Source organism: Pseudomonas persica (assembly GCF_900291015.1).
Taxonomy (GTDB): domain Bacteria; phylum Pseudomonadota; class Gammaproteobacteria; order Pseudomonadales; family Pseudomonadaceae; genus Aquipseudomonas.
This window is the reverse complement of record NZ_OLKL01000044.1, coordinates 16251-32896: the sequence shown is the minus strand read 5'-3', so window position 1 is coordinate 32896 and position 16646 is coordinate 16251. Positions and strand designations below refer to the sequence as shown.

The 16646-nt window shown below is 63.3% G+C and carries 17 protein-coding genes; 14 read left to right on the top strand and 3 right to left on the bottom strand.

Annotated elements, in window-relative coordinates:
* Positions 1–62: 62 nt before the first annotated feature.
* Entirely contained in the window at positions 63–2930 is a 2868-nt protein-coding gene (locus FQ664_RS20165; protein WP_144174402.1) for a dermonecrotic toxin domain-containing protein, read from the bottom strand.
* Positions 2931–3360: 430 nt separating this feature from the next.
* On the opposite strand from FQ664_RS20165, the gene ccmA reads away from it, so the two are divergent.
* The 14 genes from ccmA (at position 3361) to FQ664_RS20095 (ending at position 13959) form a co-directional block, all read left to right on the top strand.
* On the top strand, positions 3361–3993 hold the full coding sequence (gene ccmA / locus FQ664_RS20160; RefSeq protein ID WP_144174400.1) for a cytochrome c biogenesis heme-transporting ATPase CcmA: 633 nt from the start codon (positions 3361–3363) through the stop codon (positions 3991–3993).
* Positions 3981–4658, top strand: a complete 678-nt coding sequence (ccmB, locus tag FQ664_RS20155) for a heme exporter protein CcmB (protein WP_013973563.1) — start codon at positions 3981–3983, stop codon at positions 4656–4658. Before ccmA ends, ccmB begins: the two co-directional genes overlap by 13 nt.
* Positions 4659–4704: 46 nt before the next feature.
* Positions 4705–5469, top strand: coding sequence for a heme ABC transporter permease (locus tag FQ664_RS20150; RefSeq protein WP_144174398.1), 765 nt, complete (start codon positions 4705–4707; stop codon positions 5467–5469).
* A complete protein-coding gene (gene ccmD / locus FQ664_RS20145; protein WP_144174397.1) occupies positions 5469–5645 on the top strand; it encodes a heme exporter protein CcmD in 177 nt (58 codons plus the stop codon). The genes FQ664_RS20150 and ccmD overlap by 1 nt, the downstream gene beginning before the upstream one ends.
* Positions 5642–6097, top strand: coding sequence for a cytochrome c maturation protein CcmE (gene ccmE / locus FQ664_RS20140; protein WP_144174395.1), 456 nt, complete (start codon positions 5642–5644; stop codon positions 6095–6097). Before ccmD ends, ccmE begins: the two co-directional genes overlap by 4 nt.
* Positions 6098–6108: 11 nt before the next feature.
* On the top strand, positions 6109–8082 hold the full coding sequence (locus FQ664_RS20135) for a heme lyase CcmF/NrfE family subunit (RefSeq protein WP_015271186.1): 1974 nt from the start codon (positions 6109–6111) through the stop codon (positions 8080–8082).
* Positions 8079–8615: a DsbE family thiol:disulfide interchange protein gene (locus FQ664_RS20130; RefSeq protein ID WP_144174393.1), complete on the top strand. Its 537-nt coding sequence runs from the start codon at positions 8079–8081 to the stop codon at positions 8613–8615. Before FQ664_RS20135 ends, FQ664_RS20130 begins: the two co-directional genes overlap by 4 nt.
* A complete protein-coding gene (locus FQ664_RS20125; protein WP_144174391.1) occupies positions 8612–9088 on the top strand; it encodes a cytochrome c-type biogenesis protein in 477 nt (158 codons plus the stop codon). The genes FQ664_RS20130 and FQ664_RS20125 overlap by 4 nt, the downstream gene beginning before the upstream one ends.
* A gap of 4 nt (positions 9089–9092) precedes the next feature.
* Positions 9093–10283 (top strand): c-type cytochrome biogenesis protein CcmI, encoded by a 1191-nt coding sequence (ccmI, locus tag FQ664_RS20120; protein ID WP_144174390.1) that lies wholly within the window; start codon positions 9093–9095, stop codon positions 10281–10283.
* A gap of 12 nt (positions 10284–10295) precedes the next feature.
* Positions 10296–10709: a hypothetical protein gene (locus FQ664_RS20115; protein WP_144174388.1), complete on the top strand. Its 414-nt coding sequence runs from the start codon at positions 10296–10298 to the stop codon at positions 10707–10709.
* 565 nt (positions 10710–11274) lie between these two features.
* Positions 11275–12063, top strand: a complete 789-nt coding sequence (locus FQ664_RS20110) for a PhzF family phenazine biosynthesis protein (RefSeq protein WP_144174386.1) — start codon at positions 11275–11277, stop codon at positions 12061–12063.
* A gap of 174 nt (positions 12064–12237) precedes the next feature.
* Positions 12238–12645, top strand: coding sequence for a GFA family protein (locus tag FQ664_RS20105; RefSeq protein WP_144174384.1), 408 nt, complete (start codon positions 12238–12240; stop codon positions 12643–12645).
* A gap of 75 nt (positions 12646–12720) precedes the next feature.
* Complete coding sequence (locus tag FQ664_RS20100) at positions 12721–13059, top strand: FKBP-type peptidyl-prolyl cis-trans isomerase (RefSeq protein ID WP_144174382.1); 339 nt, start codon at positions 12721–12723, stop codon at positions 13057–13059.
* Between the two features lie 237 nt (positions 13060–13296).
* Positions 13297–13959, top strand: a complete 663-nt coding sequence (locus tag FQ664_RS20095) for a histidine phosphatase family protein (protein ID WP_144174380.1) — start codon at positions 13297–13299, stop codon at positions 13957–13959.
* Between the two features lie 198 nt (positions 13960–14157).
* On the opposite strand, the gene FQ664_RS20090 is transcribed toward FQ664_RS20095, so the two are convergent.
* Positions 14158–14886 carry an aspartate/glutamate racemase family protein gene (locus tag FQ664_RS20090; RefSeq protein WP_144174378.1) on the bottom strand — a complete coding sequence of 243 codons (729 nt, stop codon included), beginning with the start codon at positions 14884–14886 and terminating at the stop codon, positions 14158–14160.
* A gap of 16 nt (positions 14887–14902) precedes the next feature.
* Positions 14903–16435, bottom strand: a complete 1533-nt coding sequence (locus FQ664_RS20085) for an NCS1 family nucleobase:cation symporter-1 (protein ID WP_144174377.1) — start codon at positions 16433–16435, stop codon at positions 14903–14905.
* Positions 16436–16646: the final 211 nt, after the last annotated feature.

Sequence of the window (16646 nt, the reverse complement as noted above, 5' to 3'; positions counted from 1 at the left end):
GAGACATAGGGCCCGGGCTCGGGGTTGGCTTGAGGCCGTGAGCCTCAGGCAACACGTGTCCATTACGGATTCAGGTTCCTCCAGCCGAACCCTTTGTTCACGCGCACTATTCGTGAAACGCGGAACAGCGACTGGAGGGTGGCCTGCAGCTCTTCATTCGACACCGGTTGCAGGTCCGCGCCCAGTAGTGTGGGCGTGTTTAGCAACGGGCAGCTCAGCAGTTTGTATATCTGCTTCATTTGCCGGTAAGCAGGCATGGCCCTGTCGACGACGTGATTGAACATGTCAATACCGGTCAATTCGCTCAGGGCTTTGGCATAGGTTGCATACTTGGGTGCATAGGCGCCCTTGCGCGGCCAGTTTTGTTTCTGAGTGAAAAATCCTGGGCGGTCGTCCAGCCGACGCGCCATTTCGTCCATGACCTCCCGCACGGTTGGGTTATTGGGCTGGCTGCCAATCACGCTGGTGTTGTATTGCTGATGGGCGCCCTTGAATGGGTTTGAGGTCGGCTGCTCGAGTAATAGTCCCTCGGGGGATGCCTGCAATGGCACATTGCCGATCCAGTCGTTGGGTGCGGCTGTATTGACGATACCTGCCGCCGCAGGATGATCAGGCGTTGCCAGCAGGTCATTGTTGATATCCATGTACAAGCCGCCTTCGTGATAAAGCGCATGGTACTTCAACATGTCATTGGCTGCGGTTATGTGCGAGAACCCGTGCTCCGGTCCCTGCATGGCGGCATCGTAATAGCGCTTGGCGTATCCCATTTCGCGGTAGAAACCCTGGTGCTCGAGGGGTAATACCTGTACGTCGGGGGCGACGCTGGCCAAGGCGCGGCTATTAATGGCGAAGGCGTCATAGCTGGCGTTGGAAAGGTAAAGGACATGAGCAAAGCCGGCCTCGTTGAGCAGCCTGGAATTACGGCTGATATGCGCGAGCAAGGCCGGTGAGATGGGTTTTCGGCTGGGCCACAGATGTATCACTCGCCTGGGGATAGGCAGTTGATTTACATGGGGCACCCTCGGCACTTCGACGGGGAGCGGCAGTTTTATGCCGAGACTGCGCAACGTGCTTTCGCGCATGGCGTTGCTAACGTCACGAGGGCCGTTGATCGCCGGTTGGTAGGTGCGCAACTGAGCGTTCTCGGCGATGAAGCGGGTCGGCGCAGCTTCAGCCAGATCGCTTGACCTTACAAAAGCGTCGGCATCCAGGTCGTAGACAAAGTCCGTTTGCGGATTATGCACAGCTATCAGCGTGTCCATGCCTGTGTGGGTGGTTTGCCGGCGGATTACTGTTTCGCCTGTGTGAGGGGGGAGCGGTTCCACCGGGACCGGTTGCTCGAAGTATGCATGAAAGTTTCTACTGGCCCAGCGTGGCCTCGGCGCCCGGGTTGGGCTGAGCGGGTAGCCGATCTGGCCATTGATCTTGCGGGGGGCGACGAAGCCATCGAATTGCGCCTGGAACAGTTGTTTACTGCCGGACCATGCCGCGCTGGCCAGCGGCGCGGCACATAGCACACCGAATGTAACGTTGGTGGCCCCGTGCGCTTTTTCTTGCAGGGTCTTGCCATTGATGACTTCATCCAGCCCAAAGCCGAGCTGAGCGACTCCGCCAATTGCAATCAGCCATCCCAACCCGGGTACGGCGAGCGCCAGGGGAGCGAGTAGCGTCAGCGAGAGGTTCAGATAACCTCGCCATTTTGCCTTGATGACATCGCTGTTGGTGGTGATCAGGAACTGTGCATCATCGTAGCTGCGCTGTTTCTGACGCAAGGCAATATGCTTGAAAAGGCCGCCAGCTATCAATGGGCTATATTTGTCGACCTTGTAGTTGATGTACTCGGTTGACCAACCGCGCGCCGGGATGATTACGTTGTTCAGGTGCAGATAACGAGTGCCGTGGTAGTTGGCCAGCCCTGCGAGCGTGGCGTGTAGACCTGAGTAACTGAGCCCGCTCTGCAAGTCTTCCAGACGGAAATGCGCCATCAGTGCCTTGCACTTTTCGGCATCCTTGCACTGCTCTACCAACCAGGCTTTCATTGCCTGCGGGTTCTCGAACTCATGCAGCGGGGATGAATGGCCAGGTATGTAGAGCAGGGTCAGGCCGGAGACCCGGTCCGTGAGGCATGGAATATCAGTCGCCACATAGCCATAGAAGTTCAGCATGCGTGCTTCAACCAGGCTGTCCTGCGCGGGTGGCGTGTCATCGTCGACTGCAATGCCGGCCGAGCGCCAGGCAAGCTGGCAACCCGCTTGGCTCAGGCTGCCGTCCTCGACTTGCTTGTTGCAGGCGGCGATGAAATTGACCTGCGCCAGCGTGGCGTAATCATCAAGTTGATGTAGCCAATAGTCATGCAACTGGTTGATGAACTCATCATGAAAATCCAGCTTCCAGATGAATTCTTGAAACGCTTGCATGTTGGTGATGATTTGCGTCTCGCGGGTATATTGCATGGGCTCGGTCTTACGGAAGAGCCCTTGATACACTAAATAGTCTTCGACCTCGCCAAGGAGGCCGCCTTTGGGGAGCCGATCGACGATATGCACGTGCGCATCGGAAAAGGCCTGCGACCAGCTTTCCTGCACAAGGCCCCATTCCTTGAATAGCCCTATGAGGTCGAGGGCGACAAGTGCCATAGGGCGGCCAAGGGCGGCGAGTGAAATGTTCTCCAGGCTAGTGGATTGATCCTGCCATTTGGACAACAGGGCCTGACTGAGCGGAATTTGCTCAACCACTTGGGCAAGCCAGCCCCCCGCGGGGTTGGGCTTGTAATGCAAGGTAACCGCCAATGTGGTGTCGGGGTCGAGATCGGCCCCCTGAGTTTTGGACCACTGCCTTATTTTTTCGACGGCGACTCGATCGGGGCGAGGAATGAGGGTGAGGTGGTTGCGTACGTGCTGGGCCGCTAATGGGTGCAAATGAGTTGTCATGTCTTTGACCTGCCATGTGAAGGGGTTGGCATGGTCGAGCCTGGCGGGACAGACCTGGAGGTATGTATTTATGCGGCCGGGGGGCTTGGGGAGCCAGTACAGCGGGCCTGCTCGTCGTGAGGGTGAAGATCGGGGTTTGTGCACCGAGACTATTGATTTCAGTCATGATTGTATACAACCTGTCGAACCCACCCTCTTGGCAGCGCGGCGGCGCGTGTAATAATGCCGACCGCCTGTGGTTGCCAGTATAACGGTAGCGCGGGGGGCGACTTGAGATACAGAGCTTCAGGGCCGTGTTGCCTGCTTCGCGGGTGAACCCGCTCCCACAAGGTTTTGCGCAGCTTTCAAGCCCTGCGTTGAACCTGTGGGAGCGGGTTTACCCGCGAAGCAGACGACGCCGACCTCTAGCCCACAAAGATAAGGCGAAACCGTGACCCTTCACCTCCAAGCCGCAGGCCTGGCCTGCGAGCGCGACTGGCGCCTGCTGTTCGAGCAGCTCGATTTCGAGCTGGGTGCTGGCGACATGCTGCAGATCAGCGGCCCCAACGGCAGCGGCAAGACCAGCCTGCTGCGCCTGCTGGCCGGCTTGATGCAGCCGACGGCCGGGCAGATCCTGCTGGGTGGCAAGCCACTGGCCGAGCAGCGCCACGCCCTGGCCAGCATCCTGTTGTGGATCGGCCACGCCGCCGGCATCAAGGACCTGCTCACCGCCGAGGAGAACCTTACCTGGCTGTGCGCCCTGCACCAGCCGGCCAGCCGCGAGGCAATCTGGGCGGCACTGGCGGCCGTCGGCCTGCGTGGTTTCGAAGATGTGCCCTGCCACACCCTGTCCGCCGGCCAGCAGCGCCGCGTGGCCCTGGCCCGGCTGTACCTGGCCAGCCCGCCGTTGTGGATCCTCGACGAGCCGTTCACCGCCCTCGACAAGCAGGGCGTGGCGCAACTCGAAGCGCACCTGGCGGCCCACTGCGAGCAGGGCGGCACGGTGGTGCTGACCACCCACCACACGCTGGAGCGCAAGCCCAGCGGTTACCGTGAACTGAACCTGGGGCAATGGGCGGCATGAGCGTATTCATCCTGTTGTTGCGCCGCGAAGCGCGCCTGCTGTTCCGCCGCCCGGCCGAACTGGCCAATCCGCTGGTGTTCTTCGCCATCGTGGTGGCGTTGTTCCCGCTGGCGGTCGGCCCGGAAAGCCAATTGTTGCAAACCTTGTCGCCAGGCCTGGTCTGGGTGGCGGCATTGCTGGCGGTGCTGTTGTCGCTGGACGGCCTGTTCCGCAGCGATTTCGAGGACGGCTCGCTGGAACAGTGGGTGCTGTCGCCGCATCCGTTGGCGCTGCTGGTGCTGGCCAAGGTGCTGGCGCACTGGATCTTTTCCGGGCTGGCGCTGGTATTGTTGGCGCCGCTGCTGGCGCTGATGCTGGGGCTGCCGAGCCATTGCCTGCCGGTGCTGCTCGGCTCGCTGCTGCTGGGCACGCCGGTGCTGAGCCTGCTGGGCGCGGTGGGCGCGGCGCTGACAGTCGGTCTGAAGCGCGGCGGTTTGCTGCTGGCATTGCTGATTCTGCCGTTGTATATCCCTGTATTGATCCTGGGCAGTGGTGCGTTGCAAGCGGCGTTGCAGAATATGCCGGCAACCGGCCACCTGCTCTGGCTCGCCAGCCTGACGGCCCTGGCCGTGACCCTGGCACCCTTTGCGATCGCGGCCGGCCTGAAGATCAGCGTCGGCGAATAACGAGTCCCGGGCTTTCAAGCCCGGCCAATACCCTGGATGTACCCTGATGAAAATAAGCTGGACGTGGTTCCACAAGCTGGGCTCCCCTAAATGGTTCTATGCCATCAGCGGCCGCATGCTGCCGTGGCTTGCCGGTGCTGCCGTGCTCCTGCTGCTGGTCGGCATTACCTGGGGCCTGGCCTTCGCCCCCCAGGACTACCAGCAAGGCAACAGCTTCCGCATCATCTACATCCACGTGCCGGCGGCGATGCTGGCGCAGTCCTGCTACGTGCTGCTGGCCGTGGCCGGGGTGGTGGGGCTGGTGTGGAAGATGAAACTGGCCGACGTCGCCCTGCAATGCGCCGCACCGATTGGTGCCTGGATGACCGCCGTGGCGCTGGTCACCGGCGCCATCTGGGGCAAGCCGACCTGGGGTAGCTGGTGGGTCTGGGATGCGCGGCTGACGTCCATGCTCATCCTGCTGTTCCTGTACTTCGGCATTATTGCGCTGGGCCAGGCAATCAGTAATCGTGACAGTGCAGCCAAGGCCTGCGCGGTACTGGCGATCGTCGGCGTGGTGAACATCCCGATCATCAAGTACTCCGTGGAGTGGTGGAACACCCTGCATCAGGGCGCCACCTTCACCCTCACCGAAAAACCGGCGATGCCTGCCGAAATGTGGCTGCCGCTGCTATGTACGGCGCTGGGCTTCTACTGCTTCTTTGGTGCGGTGCTGTTGCTGCGCATGCGCCTTGAGGTGCTCAAGCGCGAGGCGCGCGCCAGTTGGGTCAAGGACGAAGTATTGAACAGCCTGGGGCGGAGGGCCGCATAATGAGTTTTGCCAGCTTCGCTGACTTTCTCGCCATGGGCCACCATGGCCTGTACGTGTGGACGGCCTATGGCATCTGCCTGGCGGTGCTGGCGCTGAATGTCGCCGCGCCCGTGCTGGCGCGCCGTCGCTACCTGCAAGATGAGGCGCGCCGTTTGCGCCGGGAGAACAACCAGTGAATCCGCAGCGCAAGAAACGCCTGTTGCTCATCGTCGGCCTGCTGGTCGGCGTCGGGGTTGCCGTCGGCTTTGCCTTGAGCGCATTGCAGCAGAACATCAACCTGTTCTACACACCGACCCAGATCGCCAACGGCGAAGCGCCGCTGGACACCCGCATCCGCGCCGGCGGCATGGTCGAGAAAGGCTCGGTGCAGCGTTCGTCCGATTCGCTGGACGTGCGCTTCGTGGTCACCGACTTCAACAAGTCGGTGCCGATTACCTACCGTGGCATCCTCCCCGACCTGTTCCGTGAAGGGCAGGGCATCGTCGCCCTCGGCAAGCTCAACGCCGACGGCGTGGTGGTGGCCGATGAAGTACTGGCCAAGCACGACGAGAAGTACATGCCACCCGAGGTCACCAAGGCCCTGAAGGAAAGCGGACAGGCCGCCACCGGCGCAGAGGCCAAGCCATGAACGCGGCGCTGGTGATCCCCGAACTCGGCCAGCTGGCGATGATCCTGGCCATCTGCTTTGCCGCCGTGCAGGCCAGCGTGCCGTTGCTCGGTGCCTGGCGTGGCGACAGCCTATGGATGAGCCTGGCGCGACCGGCGGCCTGGGGGCAGTTCGCCTTCCTGGCCTTTGCCTTCGCCTGCCTCACCCATGCCTTCATGACCGACAACTTCTCGGTCGCCTATGTGGCCAGCAACTCCAACAGCGCCTTGCCCTGGTACTACAAGTTCAGCGCCGTGTGGGGCGCCCACGAAGGTTCGTTGCTGCTGTGGGCGCTGATCCTCGGCGGCTGGACCTTTGCCGTGTCGGTGTTCTCGCGGCAGTTGCCGCAGGTGATGCTGGCCCGCGTGCTGGCGGTAATGGGCATGATCAGCGTGGGCTTCCTGAGCTTCCTGATCATCACCTCCAACCCGTTCCAGCGCTTGCTGCCGCAGGTGCCGACCGATGGCCGCGACCTCAACCCGCTGCTGCAGGACTTTGGCCTGATCGTCCACCCGCCGATGCTGTACATGGGCTACGTCGGTTTCTCGGTGGCCTTCGCCTTCGCCATCGCCGCCTTGCTCGGCGGCCGCCTGGACGCCGCCTGGGCGCGCTGGTCGCGGCCCTGGACCATCGTTGCCTGGGCCTTCCTCGGCGTCGGCATTACCCTGGGTTCATGGTGGGCCTACTATGAGCTGGGCTGGGGCGGCTGGTGGTTCTGGGACCCGGTGGAAAACGCCTCGTTCATGCCTTGGCTGGTGGGCACGGCGCTGATCCACTCGCTGGCGGTGACCGAGAAGCGCGGGGTGTTCAAGAGCTGGACCGTGTTGCTGGCGATTGCCGCGTTCTCGTTGAGCCTGCTGGGTACCTTCCTGGTGCGTTCCGGTGTACTGACCTCGGTGCACGCGTTTGCCGCCGACCCGTCGCGCGGCATTTTCATCCTGATCTTCCTGCTGTTCGTGGTCGGTGGTTCGCTCACCCTGTTCGCCCTGCGTGCACCGGTGGTCAAGAGCCAGGTCGGCTTTGCCCTGTGGTCGCGCGAGACACTGCTGCTGGCCAACAACCTGGTGCTGGTAGTGGCGGCCTCGATGATTCTGCTCGGTACCCTGTACCCGTTGGTGCTCGATGCGCTGACCGGGGCCAAGCTGTCGGTCGGCCCACCGTATTTCGATGCCTTGTTCCTGCCGCTGATGGCGCTGCTGATGGTGGTGCTGGGCGTGGGCGTGGTAGTGCGCTGGAAAGACACTCCTGGCAAATGGCTGGCCAGCATGATGACCCCGGTGCTGCTTGGCAGCGCCATCCTCGCGCCGGTGGCGGGCTTTATCGTCGACGACTTCGACTGGCCAACCCTGACCGCCTTCGCCCTGGCCGCCTGGGTGGTGCTTGGCGGGCTGCGCGACATTCTCGACAAGACCCGCCACAAAGGCCTGCTCAAGGGCCTGCCCGGCCTGGGCCGCAGCTACTGGGGCATGCAGCTGGCGCACCTGGGCCTGGCGGTGTGCGCGCTGGGCGTGGTGCTGTCGAGCAACAACAGTGCCGAACGCGACCTGCGCATGGCGCCGGGCGAGAGCGTGGAACTGGGCGGTTACCACTTCCTGTTCCAGGGGGCCAGGCACTTCGAAGGGCCGAACTTCATCTCCGACAAGGGCACCGTAGTGGTCAGCCGCGATGGCCGTGAAGTGACTACCCTGCACCCGGAGAAGCGCTTGTACACCGTGCAGCAGTCGATGATGACCGAAGCCGGCATCGACGCCGGCTTTACCCGCGACCTGTACGTTGCCCTCGGCGAGCCGCTGGAGAACGGCGCCTGGGCGGTGCGCGTGCATATCAAGCCTTACGTCCGCTGGATCTGGCTGGGTGGTCTGCTGACCGGCCTGGGCGGGTTGCTGGCGGCCCTCGACCGGCGCTACCGCGTCAAGGTCAAGACCCGGGTGCGTGATGCCCTGGGCGTGTCTGGAGCAGCTGCATGAAGCGTTGGATCATGGTAGTCCCCCTGGCGGTGTTCCTGCTGGTGGCGGTGTTCCTCTACAAGGGGCTGTTCCTCAAGCCCGACGAGCTGCCCTCGGCAATGATCGGCAAGCCGTTCCCGGCATTTTCCCTGGCCTCGACCCAGGGCGACCGTACCCTGACCGCGGCCGACTTGCAGGGCCGCCCGGCACTGGTCAACGTGTGGGCCACCTGGTGCCCGTCGTGCAAGGTCGAGCATCCGTACCTGAACCAGCTGGCCCGGCAGGGCGTGGTGATCCACGGCGTCAACTACAAGGACGACAATGCGGCGGCCCTGAAGTGGCTGGCAGAGTTTCACAACCCGTACCAGCTGGACATCCGTGACGAGCAGGGCAGCCTGGGGCTGGACCTGGGCGTATATGGCGCGCCGGAAACCTTCCTGATCGATGCCAAGGGCATCATCCGCTACAAGCACGTGGGCGTGGTCGATGCCACGGTCTGGCGTGAGCAGCTGGCGCCGCTGTACCAGGGCCTGGTCGACGAGGCCAGGCCATGAAGCGGGGGCTGGCAGCTGCCGTGCTGGGGCTCTTCCTGGGGTTGAGCCTGGCTGGCGTGGCCAAGGCGGCCATCGACACCTACCAGTTCCGCGACGATGCCGAGCGTGAACGCTACCAGCAACTGACCAAGGAGCTGCGCTGCCCCAAGTGCCAGAACCAGGATATCGCCGACTCCAATGCACCGATTGCCGCCGATCTGCGTCGGGAAATCTTCCGCATGCTCGGCGAGGGCAAGAGCAACCAGCAGATTGTCGACTTCATGGTCGACCGCTATGGCGACTTCGTGCGCTACAAGCCGGCGCTCAGCGGGCGCACCTGGCTACTGTGGTTCGGCCCGGGGATATTGCTGGCCGGTGGCTTCGTGGTGCTGGCGCTGATCGTGCGCCGGCGCCGCGGTGCGGCCGTGCAGGGCGCCAATCAGTTGTCCGCCGAAGAACGCGAGCGTCTCGCCAAACTGCTGGAAAAAGAATAGACCCATGATTGAATTCTGGCTTAGCGCGGGCCTGTTGCTGCTCGCTGCCCTCAGCTTCCTGCTGATCCCGATCCTGCGTGGCCGTGGCCGCCAGTTGGAAGAAGACCGCACCGCTCTGAACGTGGCCCTGTACCAGGAGCGCGTCGCCGAACTGGCGGGCCAACAGGCCGCTGGCGTGCTCGACGAGGCGCAGATGGCCAAGGGCCGTGACGAGGCCGCCCGTGAGCTGCTGGCCGATACCGAGGGTGCCGAGCCCCCGCGCCAGGGCCACCTGGGCAAGGCCCTGCCGTTGCTGGCGGCGCTGCTGGTACCGCTGCTGGCATTGGGGCTGTACCTGCATTTTGGCGCGGCCGACAAGGTGGAACTGACTCAGGAGTTTGCCCAGGCGCCCAAGTCGATGGAAGAAATGACTGCCCGCCTGGAACGGGTAGTGCAGGCCCAGCCGGATTCGGCCGAGGCCATGTACTTCCTGGGTCGCGCCTATATGGCCGAGCAGCGCCCCGCCGATGCTGCGCGCACCTTCGAGCGCGCCGTAGCCCTGGCCGGTCGCCAGCCCGAATTGCTCGGGCAGTGGGCACAGGCGCTGTACTTCGCCGCGGACAAGCAGTGGAGCCCGCAGTTGCAGGCGCTGACTGACGAGGCGCTGAAAGCCGACGCCAATGAAGTGACCAGCCTCGGCCTGCGTGGTATCGCCGCCTTCGAGGGCGAGCGTTACCAGGAAGCCATCGATTACTGGAAGCGCCTGCTGGCGCAGTTGCCGGAAGGCGATGCCTCGCGTGCGGCGTTGCAGGGCGGCATCGACCGCGCTGGCGAGCGCCTGGGTGGTTCGCCAGGGCAGGCTACGGCGCCCGTGGCGGCTCGCTTGAAGGTGCGCGTGGAGCTGGCGGCGGCGCTGAAGGACAAGGTCAAGCCGGACGACACGGTGTTCATCTTCGCCCGCGCCAGCAATGGCCCGCCCATGCCGCTGGCGGCCAAACGGGTGACTGTGGCGCAGTTGCCGATCGAGGTGGAATTGTCTGATGCTGACGCCATGATGCCGCAGATGAAACTGTCGGACTTTGCCGAAGTCCAACTCGTTGCACGTGTATCACGCGCTGGCCAGCCAACCGATGGCGAGTGGATTGGCCAAGGCACGCCACTGCCCAGCGCCACCCAGGCCATCCAGCACCTGACCATCGACAGCCCCGACCCGTAAGAGAGCAATGCCATGCACAGCATCGTCCGCCTGACCCTGATCACCCTGGCCCTGGGTTTGTCTGCGTGTACGGTGCATGAGCCGTACGAGCAGCCCGAACCACCGATCGAGCGCCTGCCGCCGCAGCCGGGGCCAGCGGTCAAGCCCTTGCCGGACAGGCAGCCGGCTCCGAGCAAGCCTGCGGCTACCCCCAAGCCGATGCCACGCACCTCGGCCAGCTTCGCGCCGCCACCGGGCGGGGCGAGCCATTGGGACCCGAAGCTGGGCGTGTATGTGTTGGAGAAGAAGCCCAATACCTTCTACCGGCAGCGGACCTACTACCGCTTCGACAACGGCTGGAGCTGGTCGCTGAGCCCGGATGGGCCGTGGCAGGAGACTGACAGCAGCGGTGTGCCGGGTGGTCTGGGGCGTGCGTTCGCCCAATAGTTGCATCGTTGCCGTTGCCGTTGCCGTTGCTTCTTGGCGTCCGCTGCCACGGGGCAGGCCCATGATCTTGAACTCGCGCATAGTCCATTTGCGATGGCGACGCTTATTCACCTTTTCGCCCTTACGGCGAGTCACTTTTTGTCAAACGCGACAAAAAGTAACCAAAAAACGCTGCGCTCCCATCATCCGGCCCCTGCGCTGCGCTCCGGGGTCCCCTCGCGCCGGTCTCGCTCCCGGGAGTACGCGCTGCAGGCCCCATCCATGGGGCCTCAGCGCTTGACGGGCATCCATGCCCGTCACCTCCCTCCGCAAGACCTCTGCTCGGCCTCCTGAAGTCGCGAAGATCAAGATCAAGATCAAGATCAAGAGCAAGAGCAAGCCTGGAGCCAGGCAGAACAGTACAGGTTCGCCTCGTTATTTCTGTTGACTGTGCTGGCAAGTGACTCCGCATAATGTCGCTTCGAACTGACCCAGAGGTGTCGGCGAGGCCGTGTTGACCCCGGTACACCCGCAACCCTTTTTCAAACATCTGCCAGGCCGCGACCGGGCAACAAGGAGTGTGTGCATGCAACTCGAAATCTTCCAGGTCGATGCGTTTTCCACCGAACCGTTCGGCGGCAACCCGGCGGCAGTGATCCCGCTGCAAAGCTGGCTACCGGACGATCTGCTGCAGCGCATCGCCGAAGAGAACAATCTGTCGGAAACCGCTTATTTCGTGCGCAATGGCGAAACCTTCGACCTGCGCTGGTTCACCCCGACCGTGGAAGTCGACCTGTGCGGCCATGCCACCCTGGCCTCGGCTTATGTGCTGTTCGAGCAACTGGGCGAGCAGGCGCAGGTGCTGCGCTTCAATACCCGCAGCGGCGAGCTGCGTGTCAGCCGCAATGCCGACGGCCTGCTGGCCATGGACTTCCCGGCCAAGCAGCCGGCCGTCGTGGATACCCCGCCAGGCCTGCTGCAAGCGCTGGGCCTGAGCCAGGCACAGGCGCTGTACCGCAGTGACGACTATGTGGTGGTGATCGATGACGCCCTGTTGCTCGACACCCTGAAACCGGACTTCGTTGCGCTGTCGGCCTTTGACGTGCGTGGCATCGCCGTGACGGCGGCAGGCCGTGGTTTTGATTTCGTCACCCGCTGGTTCGGCCCGCGGGTTGGCGTGAACGAAGACCCGGTGACCGGCTCGGCGCACACCTCGCTGGCGCCGATATGGGCCGAGCGCCTGGGGAAAAACGCGCTGAGCTGCGAGCAGGGTGGGGCGCGCAAAGGGCAGTTGCAGTGCGAAGTGCCGGGTAATGGCCGGGTGATCATCAGCGGGCGGGCGGCGTTGTATCTGCGCGGTACGGTGCACATCTGACCCTGGGTAACTGTCTTGTGCTGCCTGTACCGGCCTCATCGCCGGCAAGCCAGCTCCCACAGTTACTGCACAGGCCTGAGAGCGGCGCAGTCGGGGTGGGAGCCGGCTTGCCGGCGATGAGGCCGGTACAGGCATCTATACTTGCTGGCCCATCTTCCACTCAAGGAGCCAGTCATGGCCCTGGAAAAACAAGGCACCTGCCTGTGTGGCGCCACCCGGCTCAAGGTCACCGTCGACAACACCCATATCAGCGCCTGCCATTGCAGCATGTGCCGCAAATGGACCGGCGGCCCTTTGCTGGTGGTGCACTGCAGCCAGCCACCGCTGATCGAAGGACGCGCCCCTAGCGTCTATGAGTCTTCCGAGTGGGCTCAGCGCGGCTTCTGTGGCCAGTGCGGCACGCACCTGTACTACCGGCTCAAGGCCAATGACTTCCACGCCGTGCCGGTCGGCCTGCTCGACGGTGACCAGGAATGGGATTTCGATCTGCAGATTTTCGTCGAAGAGAAGCCCGCCTGGTATTGCTTCGCCAACCAGACCAAGGAACTGACCGGCCAGGAAGCCTTCGAGCAGCTCGGCTGATCAAGACCGGGGCTTGCCAAACCGGTGCGTACCTGAGAAAACGGCGGCTTTGTTTCCACCGTTGGAGTGTGCCTCGTGAGCCAAGAACTGCAGATCATCGACCTTGTGGAGGGGGATGGCAAAGCCGCCGTCAAAGGCGCCCTGATCACCACCCAGTACACCGGCTGGCTGGCCGACGGCAGCGCGTTCGATTCGTCCTGGTCCCGTGGCAAACCGTTCCAGTGTGTGATCGGTACTGGCCGGGTGATCAAAGGCTGGGATCAGGGCCTGATGGGCATGCGCGTTGGCGGCAAGCGCAAGCTGCTGGTACCGGCGCACCTGGGCTATGGGGAACGCAGCGTGGGGGCGATTCCGCCGAACTCGGATTTGACCTTCGAGATCGAATTGCTGGAAGTGCTGACGCGGGATGATTGAGTGGCCGAATTGCAACCTGAGGTTCTTGTGCCCTACACAATTCAGCAACACCCATCCTCTAGCATAAGCCTTGCCTAGGGAACGGCATCCAACTCCAGGGAGGAACCAAACGGGTTCAGGGCACTCTTACCCTCACTCGTTGCCAAGGACGGCATTCACTACAAGGATGCCCCGCGCTACTGTTGGCCGGGGATGTGGCGGGTAAACCCGATTTTTCTGCCGCACGAGCCTGCCTTGATGAAGTTGTCAACATTCTTCCGCCGTCGTCGTCACTGGTTGCTGAGCCTGGTGCTGACAGTTGTCGCCGTACCGCTGGCGCTGGAGGCTGTCGAAAGCCGGGCGCAACCGGTGGATGGCACCCAGACCCTGGTGTTCCTGCGCCACGCCGAGAAGCCGGGCGAAGGGCTGGGCCAGTTGAACTGCCAGGGCCTCAACCGTGCGCTGGACCTGGCTAGCGTGTTGCCCGAGCGCTTCGGCAAGGCCGACTATGTGTTCGCTGCCAACCCCTCACGGCATGTCGAGGAAGGCAGCAAGGACGAAAGCTACAGCTATATTCGCCCGCTGATGACCATCAGCCCCAGCGCCATTCGCCTGGGGCTGCCGGTAAACATCGACTACGGCGCCAACGACACCGACGCGCTGGCCGAAGAGCTGCTGCGTGAGAAGTACCGCAACGCGACCGTGTACACCGCCTGGTCGCACGGCTACCTCCCTGACTTGATCAATGCCGTGGCTGGCAAGGCCCTGGGTGAAGAACGGGTGATTGCCGAGGACTGGAACGGCGACGACTTCGACACCCTCTACGTGCTGACCCTGACCTGGCACGACGGCAAGGCCAGCCTGCTCAGCCGCAACGTGCGTCAGGGCCTGAATGATGGTGCGCACAGCTGCCCGACCTGATCCGCTGGTACTGCTCTGCCAGGAAGCCTGAACAGAGATGACGTTGAGTACACAGCGGTTGGCCAGAATGCTGCTTCGGCAGGACCGGCCTTTTCGCGGGTAAACCCGCTCCCACAGGTACTGCACAAGCCCCAAGAGCAATGCGGTCCCTGTGGGAGCGGGTTTACCCGCGAAGAGGCCAGGTCAGGCGAAAGATGCCTAACGCCCGAACTGCATCGGCCAACCCAGCACTTTCTTCGCCCTTGGCGTGGCATAGGTGCGTACCTTGGAGGTCCTCAAGCCCATGCGCACCAGCGATTCGGCAATGGTCACCGCCGCGCTTACACCATCCACCACCGGCACACCGGTGCGCTGGCGGATCTGCTCGTCCAGCCCGGCCATGCCACCGCAACCCAGGCAGATCACCTCGGCCTTGTCGTCACGCACGGCGCGTTCTGCCTGCTCGACAATCGCCTCCACGGCGCGCTGCGGGTCGGCTTCCAGCTCCAGCACTGCCAGCCCGCTGGCGCGTACCGATGCGCAGCGGTCATACAGGCCGGAGAGCTTCAGGCGGTCTTCGATCAGCGGCACGGTGCGGTCCAGGGTGGTCACCACCGAGTAGGCATGGCCCAGGTACATCGCCGTGCTGGCGGCGGCATCGGTGATGTCCACCACCGGCACGTTCAGCAGTTCCTGCAGGCCTTCGCGGCCGTGTTCGCCGTAGCCCGCCTGGATCACGGCGTCGTAGTGGCCCTCGTAGGCCAGCACCCGGTCCATCACCGCGATGGCGGCCAGGTAACTTTCGAAGTTGCCTTCCACCGACTCGGCACCGAACCATGGCGTGAGGCCGATGATTTCGGTGTCGGGTGCGGCTACCGTGCGGGCCTGTTCGGCAATGGCTTGGGTGATGGCTTCGGTGGTGTTGACGTTGGCGATCAGAATACGCATGGGCAGTCCTCCCTGATTAATGGCTGCTGTGGTCAACGGCGATGCATTCGCCGCTGACGTCGTGGTATTGGCGTTTGCGTGGCGCGATCAGCAGGTACAGGGCGGCGGCGATGCTGGCACCGATCAGCCAGGAGAACGGCGCCACACCGTGGAAGTTGGGCACCAGGGCCAGGACGATGGCCAGCAGTGCGGCCGGCACGAAGGCGGCCACCGCGCGCAGGTTGATACCCTTGGTGTAGTGGTAGGCGCCGGCCGGGTCTTCGCTGTACAGCTGCGGCACGTTGATGCAGCCTTTGCGCAGCAACCAGTAGTCGCACATGATCACCCCGTACAGTGGGCCGAGCAGGGCGCCCAGGCCGGACAGGAAATACACGATCACCAGCGGGCTGTTGTACAGGTTCCACGGCAGGATCAGCACCGCCAGGGTGGCGCTGATCAGCCCGGCGCGGCGGAAGTTCAGGTGGCGCGGTGCCAGGTTGCTGAGGACAAAGGCCGGGGCGACGAAGTTGGCCATGATGTTCACCGCCACGGTGACGATCAGGAAGGCCAGGCAGCCCAGTACCAGGAACACTGTGCTGGGGATGGCGGCGACGATCTGGGTCGGGCTGTCGATGATCTGGCCGTTGATCTGGAACTGTGCGCCGCACAGCACCACGGTGATCATCGCGAACACCAGGATGTTCACCGGCAGGCCCCAGAAATTGCCGACGCGGATGGTCTTGCGGCATGGCGAGGAGCGGGCGAAGTCACAGAAGTTCAGCACCAGGGTGCCGTAGATCGCCAGCCACAATGCGCCACCGGCAAAGATGTTGCGCCACATATCAACGCCGGTCAGCGGCTCGGCCACCGACCAGGCGATGCGGGCGTCGGCCTTGAAGTACATGAACACTGCCAGGGCGGCGACGGTCAGCAGGATTACCGGGCCGGCGAAGGCCTCGTAGCGGCGCACCATCTCCATGCCGTAGGCCAGGATCACCAGTTGCACCAGCCAGATCGACACGAAGCACACCCAGCCCAGGCTCGACAGGCCGAGGATGCTGTCATGGTCGTAGGCTGCCATTTGCGGCCATACGGCGGTGAGCAGCACGCGCAGCACCACCGAAGCCAGGTAGGTCTGGATGCCGAACCAGGCGATGGCGATGACCGCGCGGATCAGCGCCGGGATTTGCGCGCCGTGGATGCCGAAGGCGATGCGGCTGATGACCGGGAACGGCACGCCGGTCTTCTGGCCCATGTAACCGGAAAGGTTCATGAAGAAGTACACCAGCGCCGCGCCGATGGCCAGCGACAGCAGGATCTGCCAGCCACCCAGGCCGAGGGCGAACAAGCCCATGGCGAACGAGTAGTTGGCGATGTTGTGCACATCGTTGGTCCACAGCGCGAAGATGCTGTAGCCGCCCCAGCGACGGCCTTCGACGCGCGTCGGGGCGAGGTCACGGTTGTGCAGGCGCGGGCTCAGGGCAAGTTCCGGCTGGTGGCCGGCAAGAGGGGAAGCGGGGTGGTTGCTGGCGACGGATAGTTCAGGGGCAAGGTCGAGGCTGGTACTCATTCCGGCGGGCTCCTGATGCACGTGGACTGCGATGAGCGGGCATGCGCACGGGCTCGCCATCTCGTCGGTGCAGTGTTGGCATCTCAGGGTTTGGGGCGCGGCGGCCGATGTTGGGTCGGCGTCGCGGGTTCTTGTGTATTTATGTTTTGCTAAAGTTGTATACAAAACACCAACACACAAAAGCGAGTTCCATGCCAAGGGCAAAGCAACT